This window comes from Caballeronia sp., from assembly GCF_028292365.1.
Classification (GTDB): domain Bacteria; phylum Pseudomonadota; class Gammaproteobacteria; order Burkholderiales; family Burkholderiaceae; genus Caballeronia.
Window position 1 is genome coordinate 1 of record NZ_JAQGMM010000245.1, and the last position, 17868, is coordinate 17868.

The window sequence follows — 17868 nt, forward strand, 5'->3', positions numbered from 1 at the left end:
CCGCCAACCGATGCGAACAGCAGCTTCGCGAACACTGGCCCAACGCGACCATCCTGATCTACGGACATCTTGGCGACGGCAATCTGCACATCGTCGTCCAGGAACCCGACTGGCCGCCCGACACAGCGCCCAAAGTCCAGGCCGTGGTGTACGGCGTGACCGGCGAGATGGGCGGCTCTGTATCCGCTGAACATGGCATTGGCACGAAGAAGTTGAAGGTGGTGGCGTTGTCGCGCACGCCCGCTGAACTCGCCGCCATGCGTGCGATCAAGGTCGCACTCGATCCACTGAATATCCTCAATCCTGGAAAGTTGTTGCCGCACTGATTCAAGAGTTCTGATGTTTTTTAAACCGCCAAACCCCAACAAAAGGAGGAGACATGACGCGGTTCGTGAAGCAGGTGATGTGTGGTGTAGCGCTGGCAGTGGCAGGTGTAATTGCAACGGCCCCGGCGTTTGCTGCCGACAAGATGAAAGTAGGCATTTCCATGAAGGTGCTCAACGCACCTTACTTCTCGGCTGCCATGGAGTCAGCCAAAGCACGTGCTACAGAAAACGGTGCTGAAGTGATCACGGCCGACGCCCAGGGCAAGATGGGCAAGCAGATCTCGGACGTGGAAGACATGCTGACGCGCGGCATCAAGGTGCTGATCATCGACCCGGCCGATCCCAAAGGCCTCGTCAATGCGGTCAACACGGCTACCGCCGCCGGCGTGAAAGTGGTCGTGATCGACAGTACGCTCGACCCCAAGGCCAACTACCTGACGCTCGTGCAATCGTCGAATCGCGAGAACGGTGCGCTGGTTGGCTCGTGGGTCGTCGACACCATGGGCGACAAGCCGCTGAAGATCGCGCTGATATCCGGCGAGAAAGGCAACCCGGTCGGCAAGGAAAGGCGAGACGGCGTGATCGAAGGGATTGTCGAAGCGCAACTCGCGAAGACCGGCAAGGTCAACATGCAGATCGTCGGTCAGGGCTGGGGCAACTGGTCGGATGAAGGCGGCCTGAAGGCGATGGAAGATTTGCTGGTCGCCAACAAGGACATCAACATGGTGCTCGGCGAAAACGACAGCATGGTCCTCGGCGCACGCCGCGCAATCGAAAGTGCGAATCGTCAAGGCATCACGCTGGTTGCCGCCGCCGATGGTCAGAAGGAAGCGCTCAACCTGATCCGCCAAGGCAAGTACGGCGCGACCGCGTTGAACGATCCGGCACTCGTTGCACGCACGGCGGTGGACATTGGCATGAAGGCGGCGAAGGGCGAATCGACGAACGTGCCGAAGATCTCGTACACCCCTTCCGCTGTGATCAACCAGGGTAACGTCGACAAGTTCTACAACCCGAAAGCGATCTTCTAAAGACTCGCGGGTTCATGCAACGCGCGCCGGCCCCGCCGGTGCGCGTGCATTCTGGAGACACCTTCATGATTCCGTTTATCGCCCTTACCGGCGTCGACAAACGCTTCGGCGGCATTCACGCCATTGAAGACGTCGACTTCGATGTCCTTGGCGGCGAAGTCCATGCGCTCGTTGGTGAGATTGGCGCGGGCAAGTCGACGCTGATGCGCATTATCGGCGGCGGCCATCAACCCGATGCCGGAACGATCAAGGTCGAAGGGCGTGAGATGTCCTTGCGCAATCCGCATGCGGCCATGGAAGAAGGCATTGCGGTGATTCATCAGGAAACGGCGTTGGCGCCGGATTTGTCAGTGGCTGAAAACGTGTTCCTCGGCGCGTTGCCGGCCGTGATCGACTGGCGTTCATTGCGCAAGCGCGCGCATGAATTGATCGCGAGTCTAGGCTTTGACATCGACCCATCAGCGTTGGTCGGCAGCATGTCTACAGCGCAATGCCAGGTGATTGAAATTGCCAAGGCGCTGAGCCGCCAGGTCAAGCTGCTGGTGCTGGACGAACCCACTGCCGCGCTCGCGCCGTCCGATGCCAACAAGCTCCTCGAGATCGTGCGCGACCTGCGTTCGCGCGGCGTGGGCATTGTGTATATCTCGCATCGGCTGGAAGAGGTGTTTGCGATAGCGGACCGCATTACCGTGCTCAAGGATGGCAAGCGCGTGGACACTGTCAAGCCTGCTGATCTCAACATGGATGAACTCATTCGCAAGATGGTCGGCCGCCCGCTCTCGGTGCTGTTTCCGCAGCGTCACGCGACGCTCGGCGCGGAAGTGCTGAAGGTCACAGGCCTCGTACGCGGCCATGCCGTCCGCAACGTGTCGTTCACGCTGCGCGCTGGTGAAGTCGTTGGGTTGGGTGGACTGATCGGCTCGGGGCGCACGGAAGTCGCCCGCCTGATCTTTGGTGCGGACGCCCGCGATTCCGGCACCATCGAATTGAAACAAAAGCTGCTGGCGATCCGCTCGCCAATGGCAGCGGTCAAGGCCGGCATCGGCTTCGTCCCTGAAGACCGTAAGGGCCAGGGTGCTGTTTTATCGATGCCGATCCGCGTCAATGCCACGCTCGCCGCGCTTAAATCAGTGAGCCGCCCGGGCGGCTTTCTCGCCTTCGGCCGCGAGCGTGCGTTCGTTCAGAAGTTGATGGAACAACTGCGCATCAAGGCGCGATCGATGGATGCCGATGTCTCCACGCTATCAGGCGGTAACCAGCAAAAAGTCGTGCTCGCGAAGTGGTTTCATGCGGACGGCGACCTGATCATCCTCGACGAACCTACGCGCGGTGTCGACGTGGGCGCCAAGGTGGAGATCTATACGCTGATCAACCAGCTTGCGGAACGGGGCAAGGCGGTGCTCGTGATCTCATCGGAGCACCAGGAGTTGATGGGCCTGTGCGACCGCATTCTCGTGATGGGCGAAGGCGAGATTCGCGGCGAACTCCAGCCCGCCGATTTCAGCGAAGAGCAGATCCTCTCGCTCTCCTTGCAACGTGCGTCGAACCAAGCGCCGGACGAAGCGCCAGCAGCGCTCACTCACTAAACCAGACACGGAGACTCGCATCATGAATCCCAGCGCTGTCACTCAGAAAACTCAGAAGACACATCAGGCGCAGTCCGGCCAGGCAAAACATTGGTGGTCCGTTGCACGCCGGTTCAACACGGTCGCCATCCTGATTGTGCTCGTGATTGCCGCGTCGTTTGTGTCGAGCGATTTCTTCTCGGTGGCCAATCTGTCCAACATCTCGCGTCAGGTCGCGGGCGTCGGCATCATGTCGGTGGGCATGCTGCTGGTCGTGCTGACCGGCGGTATCGACTTGTCGGTCGGCTCCATTGCCGCGCTGGGCAGCGTGGTCTCGGCCATGCTTATTCCCCAGTACGGCCTGAGCGCCGCCCTGCTCGTCACGCTGCTGGTCGGTGGCGTATGCGGCTTTGTATCGGGCGCGTTGATCGCGTGGTTTCGTCTCACGCCGTTTGTCGTCACGCTGGCCATGATGACCGTTGCGCGAGGTGTGGCAATGATCGTGTCCAACGGCTCGCCGATCCTCGTCGACGATCCCGGTCAGGCATTGCTCGACTTCGGCCGTCACTCGTATTTTGGGGTACCAGGACCCACGCTCGTGATGCTGTTCGTATTCGTGATGGGGGGGATTGCACTGAACCGGCTCCGTGCCGGTCGCGTGGTCCGCGCGATCGGATCGAACGAGGAAGCCGTGCGCCTCTCGGGCGTACCCGTCGCGCGCCATGTGCTCGGCACCTATGTCAGCTCAGGGCTGCTCGCGGCGCTTGCCGGCATCATCTCGACGTCGCGCGCCGGGGTCGGCGCGCCGACCGTCGGCGTGGGCGACGAACTGACTGTGATTGCAGCGGTCGTGATCGGCGGTGCGAGTCTGGCGGGCGGTAAAGGCGGCGCCGTGAATACGCTGATGGGCGTGTTGATTCTCGGTGTGATCGGCAACATCATGAACCTCGCCAGCGTGCCGGGTTACCATCAGCAAGTGGTGATGGGCGTGATCATTGTCGCGGCTGTCCTGTCCCAGCGCGGGGCCCGTTTTTGGCGCCGCTAGCCGCCTGTCCAATCCGTCCGATACACTTGGCAGCCAGGCCTTACGCCAGCACGGGGCGCCGCTTGCGGCGCCCCGTGCACAATGAACGAAGGAACATCGAGTGCCCGATTACAACATCCTTGAACTGATCGACCGCGCGCGTCCCGGCCTTCGCCGCGGCAGCCGGCAAGTGGCCGAATACATTCTTGCAAACCTGGCTTCGATCTCCGACATCAACCTGGCCGAACTTGCCCGTAACGCGCAGGTCAGCGAGCCGACCGTGCTGCGTTTTTGTTCGACACTCGGTTGCAGCGGCTTCAAGGACTTCAAGATCCGCATGGTGCAGAGCCTGGCGCTCGGCGCCCCTGCCACGCACTCGGTCCTGGCCAAGGGCGATGACCCGGAAACCATCGCCACCAAGATCTTCGACTACACCATCACGAGCCTCGACTGGGCGCGCAAGAAGCTGGATTTTGCGGCTATCGGACGAGCGGTGGATTTGCTGGCGAAAGCGCAGCGTATCGAGTTCTTCGGCTTCGGTGCGTCGGGCATTGTCGCGCTGGACGCACAGCAGAAGTTTCCCCTCTTCGGCGTGCCATGCGTCGCGCATCAGGATTCGCACCAGCAGTTCATTGCCGCGTCCATGCTCAAGCCCGGCGATGCGGTGGTGGCCATCTCGAACACCGGTTCTACCCGCTCGCTGATCGAGGTCGCTCGGACCGCCCGCGAACGCGGTGCAAGCGTCATTGTGATTACCGGATCGAATAGCCCGCTTGTGAGCTTCTCAGACGTCGCGGTCATTGCGGAGACGCTGGAAAATACAGATGTCTATACACCGACCACGTCCCGGCTTGCCGCGCTTGTCATTATCGATATCCTTTCAACGAGCGTCGCGCTGCGCAAAGGAGACGCTCATACGCTAGCCGTGCTGGACATGAAAAAGCGCTTGGCCGACATGCGCTCGACCGGCGTCATCTAATAACGAAACCTTTCGTTGCTTGCATCAAATGGCAAAGACCTCCCGGTCTTTGCATAAGGCGCTCGCCCCGCACTTACGGCTCTGGGTAAGGAACTGCGTGCCACGCAAGCCTGAATTTCCCCGAAATTGCGAGTCTTTCAATAAATTGTTGTTCAAATAATACGCATGCGTATTGAATGTTCCGTGTAAGCCCGAAGGTAAATATGATTTCACAAAATTGAAATCGGGCCACATTAAGGTTCGTCGAACCGGACGCTCACTACCCTTCGAAACCCTTACACCTCGATGGATAAAGCGCGATCCGCCTGCTTGTGATCGGGTCACTCCCATGCTGCACGGTTTGGAATGCTAATTATTTCGGCTATATGAATTTTTAGCATGTTGCTTTAGAAAGCAACGGAATAACCAAACAATCAAACATCGGTGGGACTTTACGACCCTATCAAATAGGATGTCTCCTCTTTTCCCAACTGAAGCACAACAAAATGAAAATCCAAAAGACCACGGCTGCCATCCTTGCTATCGGAGCATTGTCCGGCACCGCACACGCACAAAGCAGCGTGACGCTGTACGGCATTGCCGACGGCGGTATTCTCTTCAACAACAACGTCAAGGGTGCGAAGCAATATGCCCTGTCCAGCGCCAATTCATCGCGCTGGGGTTTGCAGGGCGCTGAAGACCTGGGCGGCGGCCTCAAGGCAATCTTCACCCTCGAAAACGGCTATACCCTCGGCACGGGCGCGTTGAGTCAAGGCGGCCTGGAGTTCGGCCGCAAGGCCTTCGTCGGCCTGAAGAGCGATACGTACGGTACGGTGACGCTGGGTCGCCAGTACTCGGCCAGTAACGACGCTACCGCCTCGTTCGCATCGGGCGCTGACTGGGCTGCATCCGGCCTCGGCTACGGCACGCGCGCAGGTGACGTCGATAACGTCGATACGTCGAACCGCATCCAGAACGCCCTCAAGTACACGAGCCCGAATTACCGCGGTTTGACGGTCGGCTTCCTGTACAGCCTGGGCGGCCAGGCCGGCCAGTTCTCGCGCAACGAAGTGACTGACGCAGCCGTGTCGTACGCAAACGGCCCGCTCAAGTTGGGTGCTAGCTACAACTTCACCAAGGACCCGTATTACGCTACGTTCGGCAACCAGGGCAACTCGTCGACGCCGACTTCGGCCGCAGGCGGGAACAACAACATGCCGAGCCGTATTTACGGCGGCTACGCTTCAGCAGGTTCGCAGCAGATCATCACGGCCGGCGGTTCGTACGTGCTGGGATCGGCAACGATCGCCCTGCTGTACTCGAACACGCAGTTCCAGAACCTCGGTCAGGTCAATGCAGTGGGCAGCTTCGGCACCAAGTACAACGGCGGCACTGCTACGTTCAATTCCGGCGAACTGAACGTGAAGTATGCGCTCACGCCGGCTCTTACAGTGGCTGGCGCTTACATCTACACGCATAACAGCGGCGCCGATGGCGTGGGCAGCGCGAAGTACAACCAGTTCAACCTGGGCACCATCTACTCGTTGTCCAAGCGTACGTCGCTCTACGCGATCGGCTTCTTCGAAACCGCTTCGGGCGTGGATTCGACGGGCAAGCAGGCTGTAGCAGACTTTAGCGGATCGTCCTTCTCGTCCAACAATCACCAGTTGGCAGCGATTGTTGGTATCACCCACAAGTTCTAAAAAGTGGTGCAATGCTTAGTGCGGTAGTCCTAAGCGTTCCTAGAAGCACATCGCCTTCTCTCTTTCGGATTTCCGCGAGAGAGAAGGCTTTTTTTCGTTTCACACGCCGGTCGCGTAGCCGCCATCCACGGGCAAGGTGACGCCTGTGATGAACGCCGACGCCGGCGATGCCAGGAACAACGTGGCGCCAACCAGGTCATCCACTTCGCCCCAACGCTTGAGCGCGCTGCGCGCCGCTATCTTCTCCGCGCTAGCCGGCACTTCCCAAAGCGCGCGTGTCATGTCGGTGCGGTGGTAGCCCGGCGCAATCGCATTCACCCGCACCCCTGCCGGGCCAAACGCATGAGCCAATGAACGCGTCAAGCCGAGAATGCCTGTCTTGCTGGCGCAATAGGCCGGTACATCCACGTCGGCGATATAGCTCAGCATCGACGCCACGTTGACGATCGATCCACGCGCGTGCTCGAGCTTGCTACGGGCGGCCATTGCGAGGCGCATGGCTGCCGTGAGGTTTACGTCGATCACTTCACGAAAGACATCGTCACGATATTCATCAACGGGACGCGCTACGCCGGCTGCATTCACCAGCACGTCGAGCACGCTCAGCGTGGCGACGAAACTTTTGATGGCGTCGTTATCGCGGACATCCAGTTGCTCGAAGCGGATGCCTTCGAGTTCGGCGTCCGCGCGCAATCCTTCGAGCTTGCTGGCCGAGCTGCCGGTTGCGATCACCTGTGCGCCCAACGCGGCAAAACCCCGCGCGATCGCAAGGCCAATGCCGCTGGTTGCGCCCGATACGAGGACCGTCTTGCCGTCGAAAAGACCGGGACGGAAAGCGGTTGTTTCCGCGCCTTTGAGTTCGCCTGTCATGATGTTGTCTCGCTTTTGAATGACTTGATCGGATCGCGCCGCATGCCGGCCGTCGCCTTTTGCTCACGTACCACGAGGGGTGAGTTGAACGCCAAGGGCATCGGCGAGTTCGTATTCGGAGCGCGCAATACGCGCGCCCTCGGGAAAGGTGCCAGCAGCGCTTTCATGCTCGGGCCATGCGAGCACCCGCATGCCCGCCGCGATAGCCGCGCGGGCGCCGGTCGGACTGTCTTCCACCACAATGGCTTCCCCGGGATTCACGTGCAGCAGCCACGCTGCGCGCTGATAGGGCTCGGGATCGGGCTTGCCGGCGCGCACGTCGTTAATGCTGATTGAGATTAGTTGTGGGTCTTGCAAATCGAGCGCGCGAAGCCCCGCTTCAAGCAACATGCGCGGTGAATTCGACACAATCGCTTGCCGTGTTCCCGCTTCGCGCACCGCGTGATACACACTGAGCGCGCCAGGTCGTGGCTGCATCTTCGGAGCTTCGGACAAGTAGTGCCGCGCCCTTGCCATCGTCCATGGTTCGTAGTCGAAATCGATACCAAAACGCTCGCAGCAGAACGCATGGACTTCGCGGCCGGTCTTGCCGAATATCGGCGCATGCAACTCTTCGCCTGCCGTTATTCCATGCTGGGCCAACACAGCGACCAGTGTGCTCAAATGCAGCGCTTCACTGTCGGCGAGCGTGCCGTCCATGTCCCACAGGACAGCTTTGATTGCTTGGGTCATGCTTGAGCCTCGGCGAGACGATCCAGGTCGTCGTAGAACTGTTGAGAGCTCGTGTAGAGCCGATCGAAGATCGGCATCATCCGATCGTAGGTATCGCTGGCCCGCGGGTCCGGCAAGACCTCTCGTTCGAACTGAACGAAGGCCGCGACTGCATCGCCCAGACGCGCGAACTGGCCGTGTGCGGTTGCGGCAAGAATTGCGCAGCCAATCACGCCGCATTCGAGCTGCGCCGGCACTAGAATAGGCGTGCGATACATGCTTGCCTTGATCTCCAGCCAGAGAGCCGCCCTGGCGCCGCCACTAGCCGCGACCAGCCGCTCCATGCGCACGCCCGCCGACTCGATCACGCCGATATGCCGCCGCACGCCGAACGCCACCCCTTCCAGTACCGCACGATGCAGATGCGCTGTCCCATGCTTCGCCCCGATACCGAAGAACTGGGCGCGCGAATTCGACTGTTCGCCAAGCCGTTCGCCGGTCAGGTAAGGCAGGAAGAAAAGGCCTTCGGAACCGACGGGAGCATCAGCGGCTTTTTGTGCAACCGCCTCGTAGCTCAAGGTGTTTTCGTGGAATGCGCGGCGCGCCCAGCGCACTGCATCGCCGCCAGAATCGAGCAGCATGAATCTTCCCCAGAGCCCTTCCGCCGAGATCATGTTCGAGACTTCCGGGTGCAGCATGGGGGTGTCCGCGATCACCGTGATGATCGACGACGTGCCGGTAATATCCGAGCCAAGGCCGGGTCCATATACGCCTGAGCCGAGCATCGAAAGGGGGTAGTCTGCACCGCCCACCAGCACGGGTGTTCCTTCGCGCAAGCCGGTTGCCTGCGACGCTTCGGAGGTGACCGTGCCCAGGATCTCTTGCGGCGAGCGGATGGGTGGAAGCTTGCTGCCATCGAGACCAAGCTTATCGAGCATGGGCTGGGACCATGAGCGCGTTTCAGGGTCCATCAGGAAGCTTGTGGATGCGTCGCTCCAGTCCCAGGCGCGCTCGCCTGTCAGCCGGAAATTGATGTAGTCCTTCGGCATGAACACCGTTGCAGCACGCGCGTATGCGTCGGGCTCGTTCTGCTTGAGCCATTGCAATTTGAAACCGGGCCATGCGGGTGTTGCCGGATTGGCCGTCAACGGCAGATACGATCCAGCAGGCTGACTCGCACGAAAGGCAGCCACTTGAGCAAGCGTGCGTTTGTCGTTCCACAGCGGCGCGGTTTCGCGAGTGAGCTGACCGTCCGAATCGATAAGTACCGTGCCGTGCATCTGGCCACATGCGCAGATAGCCGCGATGTTTTCCGCTGCATGGGGAGTGCTGCCAAGGACTTCTTTAATCGCACCGGCTACGCCCAGCCACCAGTCGGTCGGACGCTGTTCGGACCAGCCGTAGCGTGGCACGATCTGCTCATGTTCGCGCGCCGCAATGCTCACTATCACGCCGTGCGTATTGATCAGGGCAGCGCGGGCGCTGCCCGTGCCAACGTCGATGGCAAGGTAATACGTCTCCATTACTCGAATCCTCAGGTACTGCCTGAACGAGCAAACAATCGCTCGCAGATTTGATGTGCGAGCGATTGCGTCTATGTTTTATTAACGTTATTTTGACTACGTTTTTTGCTCGTGTCAATTGAAGCATGTCCCCTTTATAAGGGGATTAATCCCTCATGCTGCCGCCATGCACATCGAGATTATCGTTGTTTTTGCTAACTTTATTAGAATGATTTGAAACCTAGTGTCCGCCCGCTCCCGCAGCCGCTGCGGCACCGTCCTTGCTCGGCTTGGTGATCCAGATAAGCGGGATGATCGCGATGAAAATGACCGCCGAAAGCCAGAAGATATCGTTCAGTCCAAGCATGGCAGCCTGCGCGTTGAGCGACGATTCGAAGAACGCCATTGCTTGCGACGCACTTCCTCCAAGTGTGCTCTGCAACGCATTGATACTCGCGACGAAGTTCGGATTATTGACGCTCGTTTGTTCAGCCAGTTGAGCATGATGCAGGATCGTCCGATCGTTCCAGCCGGTGCTCACGAGCGACGTTCCAACGGCACCCGCAAAGACCCGTGTGAAATTTGACAGCCCTGCCGCGGCGGGTATTTTGTCGGCGGGCAAGCCGGACAAAATGATCGCCGTCAGCGGCACGAAAAACAGTGCGGTAGGAACGCCTTGCAATAAGGTAGGAACGACGAGGGTCCAGGTATCGACGCCAGTTGTGTAAAACGAACGCATGAAAAACACGCCGGCAAAACCAACGAACGCTAACGTGGCAAGCACGCGCGCATCGCTCTTCGGCATGATCTTGGCCATCACCGGCGCAAGCAGCACAGCAAAGATACCCAGCGGCGCGGTCGCAAGACCGGCATCAACAGAACGATAATTCAGGTACTGCTGCATCCACTGCGGCAAGATCACGAGGTTCGAAAAGAAGACGGCATACGCGACTGAAATCGCGACGGTTCCACCCAGGAAATTACGTCCCATGAAGAGCCGGAGATTGATGATCGGGTTTTTTTCGGTCAACTCCCAGACCATGAAAAATACAAAGCTGATCAACGCAAAGAGTCCCAACGCGACAATTACCGGCGAGGTGAACCAGTCAAGGTCCTTGCCTTTATCGAGCATGATCTGCAACGAACCGACCCACGCGATCAACGAGATCAGGCCCACTTTGTCGATAGGGATTCGCTTGACCGGCGTTTCGCGCGTCCGGTAGATCGCCCATGTCACGCCGGCTGCAAACAGGCCCACCGGAATGTTGATATAGAAGATCCAGGACCACGAATAGCTATCGGTGATCCAGCCGCCCAGTGCCGGTCCGACTATCGGGCCTACGGTCGCGGTCATGGCCCACAACGCCAGCGCGTGCGAGCTCTTTTCCTTCGGATACGAACCGAGCAGGATGGCTTGCGACAACGGGATCAGAGGGCCGGCGACCGCGCCTTGCAAGATCCGCGCGGCAAGCAGCACGGGAAGGTTCGGCGCAATACCGCACAACCATGACGACATCACGAACAACAGGATCGCCCACACGAACAGCTTCACTTGACCGACCCGTTGCGTGAGCCAGCCAGTCAGCGGGATTGAAATAGCGTTGGCCGCGGCGAACAGGGTAATGACCCATGTGCCTTCATCGACGGAGACGCCCATGTTGCCCGAGATGGTCGGGATAGCAACATTCGCAATCGATGAATCCAGCACGTTCATGAATGTGGCAAGTGCGACGGCAAGCGTGGCAAGCGCCAGTTTCCCGCCAGTAAGTGGCGCGAGCGCGCCGGATTGAGACGACGTATTCATGGTGGCTCCCAACGACACATTTAATCTGACTTGTCAGATAATTGATTAAAAAAATGGCGTTAGCCGGCGCGATGAAATTGGGCCTGATTGCGCTTTGCCACTGTCCTGGGAACCGCGATTGGTTCTATCGGCATGTTGTCGGCGATCACCTTGGCGATCTCCGCATTGGCCTGTTCGCCGTATTGCGCGAATACATCGGTCCGATACGACGTGTTGGTTGCAGCGGCCAGTTGCGTACCGGATTCGTCGCGCGTTTCGACTTCAACGTCCATCGACAAGCCGATGCGCAGCGGATGCTGTTCAAGCTCTCGCGGGTCAAGCTGGATCCGTGCGGGCAAGCGTTGCACGACCTTGATCCAGTTGCCTGTTGCGTTCTGTGCAGGCAGCACGGCAAACGCGCTGCCCGTGCCAGCGGAAAAACCCACCACGCGGCCGTGATACTTGACGCTCGAACCATACACATCGGCCGTCAATGTAACTGGCTGACCGATGCGCATGTGCCGCAGTTGCCCTTCCTTGAAGTTGGCGTCGACCCAGACACCGTCGAGCGGCACGATCGCCATCAGCGGCGTACCCGGCGCAACACGCTGCCCGACCTGCACCGAACGACGCGCGACGTAACCTGTCACCGGCGCGGGCAAGGTGTTACGGGCATAACTCAGGTAAGCATCTCGCAGCTTGCTTGCAGCGGCCTGCACGTTCGGGTGTTGTTCGATAGAAGTGCGGTCGGTGAGCACGTGGTTCGCTTCAGCTTGCTGGCGGATGGCGTCAAGCGAAGCTTGTGCGCTTTTGACGGCATCGCGCGCATGCGACACGTCTTCCGCCGATACCGCCCCGGTGTTCTCCACAGCCTGGCGGCGTTGCAGATCCGAGTTGGCGCGGGCGAGGTCCGACTCGCGTTGCGCGATGCTCGCCGCATAAAAGTCGTTGTTCACGTAGAGGCTGCTCACTTGCCGAACGGTCTGGCCAAGCGTCGCTTCCGCATTGCCGAGCGCAACTTTTGCATCGGCTGAGTCCAGCGTCACGACCGGATCGCCGATCTTGACGATCTGCGTATCATCGGCGTTCACCGCGACAACCGTGCCGCTGACTTGCGGCGTGAGTTGCACGAGATTGCCGCTGACGTAGGCGTCATCGGTTGACTGGTAGAAGCGCGCATCGGTGTAGTAGTACGCACCGTAGCCGGCGGACGAGATGACGATTGCCGCGCCGAGCAAGGACAGCAGCAGCTTGCGTTTCGTGCGCGGTGCGGCCTCTTGCGGCAAGGGACCCTTGACCACTTTGTTTGAATCCGCCGTCGCACGGTCGGACTGGATCGTGTCGCTCATTGCAAGTTCTCCTGATGGGTCCGTTGAATGCCGGCTCAGCGAGCGGCAACAGTTTGTGAAGACGAAGAGGTGTCGGTGTCGATATAGCCGCCGCCTAGTGCCGCGGCCAGCGCGATCTGCTGGTCACGACGGTTCATTTTCAGATCGACGACGGCCTGGTCCGCCGACAATGCGTTCATGTCGGCGTTGAGCACGGTCAGTTGATTCGTGAGGCCGCCCTTGTACTGGACAATCGCAAGTTCATCGGCGCGATGCGCGGCTTCCTGCGCGGTTTCTGCATCGACGAGTTGTGCATCCGTCGAGCGGATCTGCGCGAGTTGCGTCGCGACATCGCTCAGCGCGGTGACAAGCGTCTGGTTATAAGTCGCTACCGCGTAATCGAAATCGGCGTAGCGGCCTTTGAGCTGGGCGCGCAATGCGCCGGCATCGAAGATTGGCAAGTGGATCGCCGGACCGGCCGTTGCGGTCCGGCTCGCGGCTGTCAGCAAGCGGCCAAAGCCGAATGCATCCAGGCCAATCGATGCACTCAGATTGATGTCCGGATAAAACTCAGCCTTCGCTTCCTTCACATCATGCGTGAGGGCGTCCACACGCCAGCGCGCGGCAACCAGGTCGGGGCGGCGGCTGACGAGATCGGCCGGCAGGTTGTCGGGGAGCAGCACCTGATCCCCCAGGGCGAGCGCTGGGCGTTGAATCGTCAAGCCGCGATCCGGTCCTGCGCCAAGCAACGCGGCAATCTGATAGCGGGTCGTGAGAATCTGGCCATCGAGCGCAGTCAACGATGCATGACTGGTCGCGACGTTTGCCTGCGCCGTCTCGCGCTCTACTTCGGTGTCCAGCCCGGTCGCGATCCGGCCCGCTGCAATGCGTTCGATCTGATCGCGTTGCGCAACTTCCTTGGCGGCGATATCGCGCTGGTCGTAAAGCCGCGCAAGCTGGTTATAAGCGCGGGCAATCGACGTAGTCAGCGTCAGCTTCACGACTTCAGCATCGGCTTCGCTTGCCTGCGTTTGCGACACCGCCGCCTTCAGCGCTTCACGATTCTTGCCCCACAGGTCGAGGTCGTACGAAGCGGACGCAAGCAGCTTGTTTTCGGTCTGCCACGACCCCGCGTAAGGTGGCGGCACGAGCGCGGTGCCCGAATATTGCTGGCGGGTCATCGAATAGTCCGCGCCGACCTTCGGCATGGTGTTGGCCCTGGCCGTTTCACTATAGGCATTGGCCGAAGCAACCCGGGCACGTGCTTGATCGAGAGAGGGACTGTTCTTCAATGCTTCAGCAATCAACGCTTTCAACTGGGCGTCACCGAATTGATCGGCCCAACCGGCCGCCGGCCAATGACCGCTCTCCGACGGGATGCTTTGTGTCGTCTCGTACGATTGAGGCTGGGCCATTTGCTGGTCGCCGTGAATGCCCGCATAGTTCGCGCACGCCGACAGCACCGCGGCAAGCATCACTGATACGCTCGCCGTCAACATGCTTGAACCGATCGGTTTCTGATTTAACTGCGATTTCATTTTCTGACCTGTCAGATAATTGGACAAAAAAAACGGCCGGCTTATTCGCGACTCGTTTATTCAGCTAATTTATGCAACCAACCTACTCGTCGAGAAATTTACGAAGCAGCCGGCGCAATTCCTCGAACTCGGCCTTGCTGAAATTCTTCAGGTGCGCGTTCAACACATCCGGTGCGACTCCCGGAATCTGGCCTGCAACAGCCTCACCCTTTTTCGTCAGCGCCAGATCCACTACACGGCGATCTTCAAGGCTGCGCGAGCGTTGCAGCAGGTCTTTCGTTTCCAGCTTGTCCAGCATGCGCGTCATCAGGCCGGTATCAATTCCCAGCGCCTTCGACAACTCGAATGGCGTTGCAGCCAAACCGAGTTTGAGCGACATCAGGATACCCATCTGCTGGCTAGAGATATCCAGGTCCTTCAGGACTGCATCCATCTCGACTGTCAGGATGTTGCGCGCCTTGGCGATCAAGAAACCGATACTTTCAGTCAGACGAAAATTTTGCTTGCTGTAGTGGTTCATCGCTGCCTCCGTTGATGAACGGCATATTATTTGACATGTCAGATACTGTCAAGATAGATTTATCGAGACTGATGACGACGCAATGAAATCGTAAGAATCAAGATTTACGGGCTTGAGGTCACGGGGCTTACTGGCATGTCAGAATCTGTCAATCGATCGCCTTCTAGGATGCCGGTGCGATGGAAATTCACGTCACCCTTCACGGTCGCGACGACCTGAGCGGACAGATTTACCGGCAGTTGCGCAGCGGTATTGTTGAGGGGCGGCTGGTAGCCGGTGAACGCCTGCCCTCCACGCGCGATCTCGCCACGCAACTCGGCGTCTCGCGCAAGACAACGCTCGATGTCTTCGAACGCCTTATCAGCGAAGGCTATCTGCGGTCGCGTCCTGGCGACGGCACGTTTGTCGCTGAAGGATTGATCCGCGTGCCAACGCATCCCGCTGATTCAATGAAGCATCAGGCAAGGATGCAAGCGATCTGGTCATCGATGCCCGTTCAGCTTTCAATGCCCAGGCACGACGTTCCCTACCCGTTTGATTTTTTGGGCGGCGTGACCGACAAGCGCTTGTTCCCCTTTGACACCTGGCGTCGCTGCATCAATCACGCAGTGCGATTGCAGGCACGTGGACGCGGGCAATATCGCGACCCGGCCGGCGAACAGGAACTGCGCCTCGCTGTATCGCGTTACCTGGCCTTTAGCCGCGCCGTCGCAAGCAACTGGCAGGACGTGATTGTCACGCACGGCGCACAACAGGCAATCGATCTGATCGCACGCGTAGTGCTGCGTCCCGGCGATGTGGTCGCGGTCGAGGAACCGGGATATCCACCCGCGCGTGCTGCGTTCGCGGCGGCCGGCGCAAAGATAATCGGCGTGTCTGTCGACGACCAGGGTTTGATCGTCGAGCAATTGCCCAGGAAAGCACGGCTTGTCTATGTGACGCCGTCGCATCAGTTTCCACTCGGCATGCCGATGAGTCTCGAGCGTCGCGTGGCGCTGCTCGAGTGGGCGCAGCGTCAGGGCGCGGTCATTATTGAAGACGACTATGACGGCGAGTTCCGCTTCGAAGGCCGGCCGGTGGAACCTTTGAAGAGTCTCGACCGTGCCGGCCTGGTGGCTTATGTCGGCACGTTCTCGAAGACGATCTTTCCCGAGTTGCGGGTGGGTTACGTCGTGCCGCCGGCGTCGCTGAATGAGGCCATACAGAAAGCCAAGCAGATAAGCGACTGGCATAGCTGCTCGCTGACGCAAGCGGCACTAGCCAAGTTCATGCTCGATGGTGATTTCGCCAAGCATTTGCGACGCATGCACAAGCACTACGAGGATCGTCGGAGAACGCTTGTTTCGTCACTGCAGAACGAACTCGCCGAATGGTTCGAGCCGCGGATTCCCGCAGCGGGAATTCATATGACTGCGCGGTTGAAAGGGTCGTTGAAGGAAAAGCACCTGACCGGTGGCGCGCTCGATCCGTCCATCGGTTTGTATGGGATCTCGGGGTTCTATATGAATCGGCCTACGCACGAAGGGTTGATCTTCGGCTATGGCGGGATCGAGTCGGACGACATCGGGATCGCCATGAAGAAGATCAGGATGCGGTTGCTGAAGATGGCGTAAGCCGGGTGAGTCCTATCGTGGTTGCCGTGGTTTCGAAAACCAATCAGCTCATTTCACAACTTTGGCTCATGGTTGCGCCCCGGCGTAGTAAGCAGCGGCCGCGTCAATTTCCGCCGGCGTCATATTCCGCGCAATATTTCGCATCTGCTCGTTGATATCGTTATGGCGTGTGTCGTTCGCGAACGCCTGCAATTGCGCCCGAGTATAGGCAGCGGGCATTCCCTCGAGCCACGGACTCCCCACCTTGTGATCGATACCACCATGGCACGACGCACAGGAAGCAATGTTTCGCATCGGCGCCCCGCCAGACACAATATCCGGCACAGGCACATTCGGCGCCGCATCGGACCTCAACGCCACCGGCCTAGGCAAATACGCGTAATAAGCGGAGAGATCGCGCATGTCCTGATCGCTCAGGTTCGAGACCATGGGCGACATCACCGCATTGCGACGCGCTCCAGACTGGAAGTCGAGCAACTGCTTGTAGATCACGGAAGCATACTGGCCCGCGAGGTTCGGCGAGTTGGCGTCACTCATACCCCGCACACCATGACACATGGTGCAGCGCATGGACAAGGTCGCGCCACGGCCAATCGACGTGCTGCTGGACGCTGGTAGCAGTTGCGGCGTCATGACGACTGCGCTGGTTTGCACCAGCGGCGCCGGCGTGGCCGACGAAACGCGCAACCATTGCTGCGGTACGCCCGCCGCGCTGCAGATCGCATTCCACACGCCCTGGAACGGCTGATCGCTTTGCGCCGAAGGCAGCCATATGAAACCCACGGCCACCGAAAACACGACCATGCCAAGCATGCCGCCAACCGTGACCGTGAACCACCGGTTGCGTAACGAGAACAGGCGTTCTTCGCTCATCGCTGCGGCCCTCCAATCTGTATCGCGGGGACGGATGTATCGGAGCGGAACAACAGCGAAGCAACCGGATAACCATAGTTGAAAAGCGTCAGGCCGATCATCAGCGCAAGCCACAGGCCAAAGCTGTTCAACGCAACCGGGATGGTCTTCGATTCATGCACCGCCGTGCTGAACTTGTACTCTGCAATCACACTCCGCGGTCCACGATGGTTGCGAATCAGCACAATGAAAAACAACACTGCCGAGATGACCAAAATCACGCCGCCAATAGTCGAGATGATCACCGATAGAGCCTGCTCGGCAATCTCCGGGTCGGTGTAATCGAAAAAGGCCATGCGTCGCGGCATACCGAGAATGCCGGCAAAATGCCAAGGAAACGTCAGCACGATCATGCCGATGAACCACAGCCACAACTGCTGGCGCATCAACTTCAAGTGCGTCATCGCGCGGCCAGTAAGATGCGGCCAGAGGTCATAGGCAATCGCGAAATACATGATGACGATCGCGCCCCCGAAGATCAGAT

At 59.3% G+C, this 17868-nt stretch carries 16 protein-coding genes; 7 read left to right on the forward strand and 9 right to left on the reverse strand.

What is annotated here, in order from left to right:
- From JWR14_RS15450 to JWR14_RS15475, 6 genes are all read left to right on the forward strand, one after another.
- The coding region (locus tag JWR14_RS15450; protein ID WP_299708197.1) for an FAD-linked oxidase C-terminal domain-containing protein at nt 1-326 on the forward strand (326 nt) is incomplete at its 5' end.
- 53 nt (nt 327-379) lie between these two features.
- Nucleotides 380-1357 (forward strand): substrate-binding domain-containing protein, encoded by a 978-nt coding sequence (locus JWR14_RS15455; protein WP_299708198.1) that lies wholly within the window; start codon nt 380-382, stop codon nt 1355-1357.
- A gap of 65 nt (nt 1358-1422) precedes the next feature.
- The gene (locus JWR14_RS15460) at nt 1423-2943 is read left to right on the forward strand and encodes a sugar ABC transporter ATP-binding protein (RefSeq protein ID WP_299708199.1); all 1521 of its coding nucleotides are present in this window, start codon (nt 1423-1425) and stop codon (nt 2941-2943) included.
- Nucleotides 2944-2965: 22 nt separating this feature from the next.
- The gene (locus JWR14_RS15465; protein WP_299708200.1) at nt 2966-3967 is read left to right on the forward strand and encodes an ABC transporter permease; all 1002 of its coding nucleotides are present in this window, start codon (nt 2966-2968) and stop codon (nt 3965-3967) included.
- A 100-nt stretch (nt 3968-4067) separates the two neighbouring features.
- On the forward strand, nt 4068-4925 hold the full coding sequence (locus tag JWR14_RS15470; protein WP_299708201.1) for an SIS domain-containing protein: 858 nt from the start codon (nt 4068-4070) through the stop codon (nt 4923-4925).
- Between the two features lie 485 nt (nt 4926-5410).
- Nucleotides 5411-6607: a porin gene (locus JWR14_RS15475; RefSeq protein WP_366144544.1), complete on the forward strand. Its 1197-nt coding sequence runs from the start codon at nt 5411-5413 to the stop codon at nt 6605-6607.
- Between the two features lie 99 nt (nt 6608-6706).
- Here the strand turns inward: JWR14_RS15475 and JWR14_RS15480 are convergent, their stop codons facing one another.
- The 7 genes from JWR14_RS15480 to JWR14_RS15510 form a co-directional block, all read right to left on the reverse strand.
- Nucleotides 6707-7477 carry an SDR family oxidoreductase gene (locus JWR14_RS15480; RefSeq protein WP_299708202.1) on the reverse strand — a complete coding sequence of 257 codons (771 nt, stop codon included), beginning with the start codon at nt 7475-7477 and terminating at the stop codon, nt 6707-6709.
- Between the two features lie 63 nt (nt 7478-7540).
- Nucleotides 7541-8209: an HAD family phosphatase gene (locus JWR14_RS15485; protein WP_299708204.1), complete on the reverse strand. Its 669-nt coding sequence runs from the start codon at nt 8207-8209 to the stop codon at nt 7541-7543.
- Nucleotides 8206-9711, reverse strand: a complete 1506-nt coding sequence (locus JWR14_RS15490; protein WP_299708206.1) for an FGGY family carbohydrate kinase — start codon at nt 9709-9711, stop codon at nt 8206-8208. Before JWR14_RS15490 ends, JWR14_RS15485 begins: the two co-directional genes overlap by 4 nt.
- A gap of 220 nt (nt 9712-9931) precedes the next feature.
- The gene (locus JWR14_RS15495; RefSeq protein WP_299708208.1) at nt 9932-11494 is read right to left on the reverse strand and encodes a DHA2 family efflux MFS transporter permease subunit; all 1563 of its coding nucleotides are present in this window, start codon (nt 11492-11494) and stop codon (nt 9932-9934) included.
- Between the two features lie 59 nt (nt 11495-11553).
- Entirely contained in the window at nt 11554-12822 is a 1269-nt protein-coding gene (locus JWR14_RS15500; protein ID WP_299708210.1) for an HlyD family efflux transporter periplasmic adaptor subunit, read from the reverse strand.
- Between the two features lie 35 nt (nt 12823-12857).
- Nucleotides 12858-14339, reverse strand: coding sequence for an efflux transporter outer membrane subunit (locus JWR14_RS15505; protein WP_299708212.1), 1482 nt, complete (start codon nt 14337-14339; stop codon nt 12858-12860).
- An 82-nt stretch (nt 14340-14421) separates the two neighbouring features.
- Complete coding sequence (locus JWR14_RS15510; RefSeq protein WP_299708214.1) at nt 14422-14859, reverse strand: MarR family transcriptional regulator; 438 nt, start codon at nt 14857-14859, stop codon at nt 14422-14424.
- 179 nt (nt 14860-15038) lie between these two features.
- Between JWR14_RS15510 and JWR14_RS15515 the strand changes: the two genes are divergently transcribed.
- Nucleotides 15039-16472, forward strand: a complete 1434-nt coding sequence (locus JWR14_RS15515) for a PLP-dependent aminotransferase family protein (protein WP_299708216.1) — start codon at nt 15039-15041, stop codon at nt 16470-16472.
- Nucleotides 16473-16538: 66 nt separating this feature from the next.
- Here JWR14_RS15515 and JWR14_RS15520 read toward each other — a convergent pair whose 3' ends face one another.
- Together JWR14_RS15520 and JWR14_RS15525 are read right to left on the reverse strand one after the other, a co-directional pair.
- Nucleotides 16539-17345 carry a c-type cytochrome gene (locus JWR14_RS15520; protein ID WP_299708218.1) on the reverse strand — a complete coding sequence of 269 codons (807 nt, stop codon included), beginning with the start codon at nt 17343-17345 and terminating at the stop codon, nt 16539-16541.
- A partial coding sequence (locus JWR14_RS15525; protein WP_299708220.1) for a cbb3-type cytochrome c oxidase subunit I occupies nt 17342-17868 on the reverse strand: 527 nt, incomplete at its 5' end. The genes JWR14_RS15520 and JWR14_RS15525, both read right to left, overlap by 4 nt.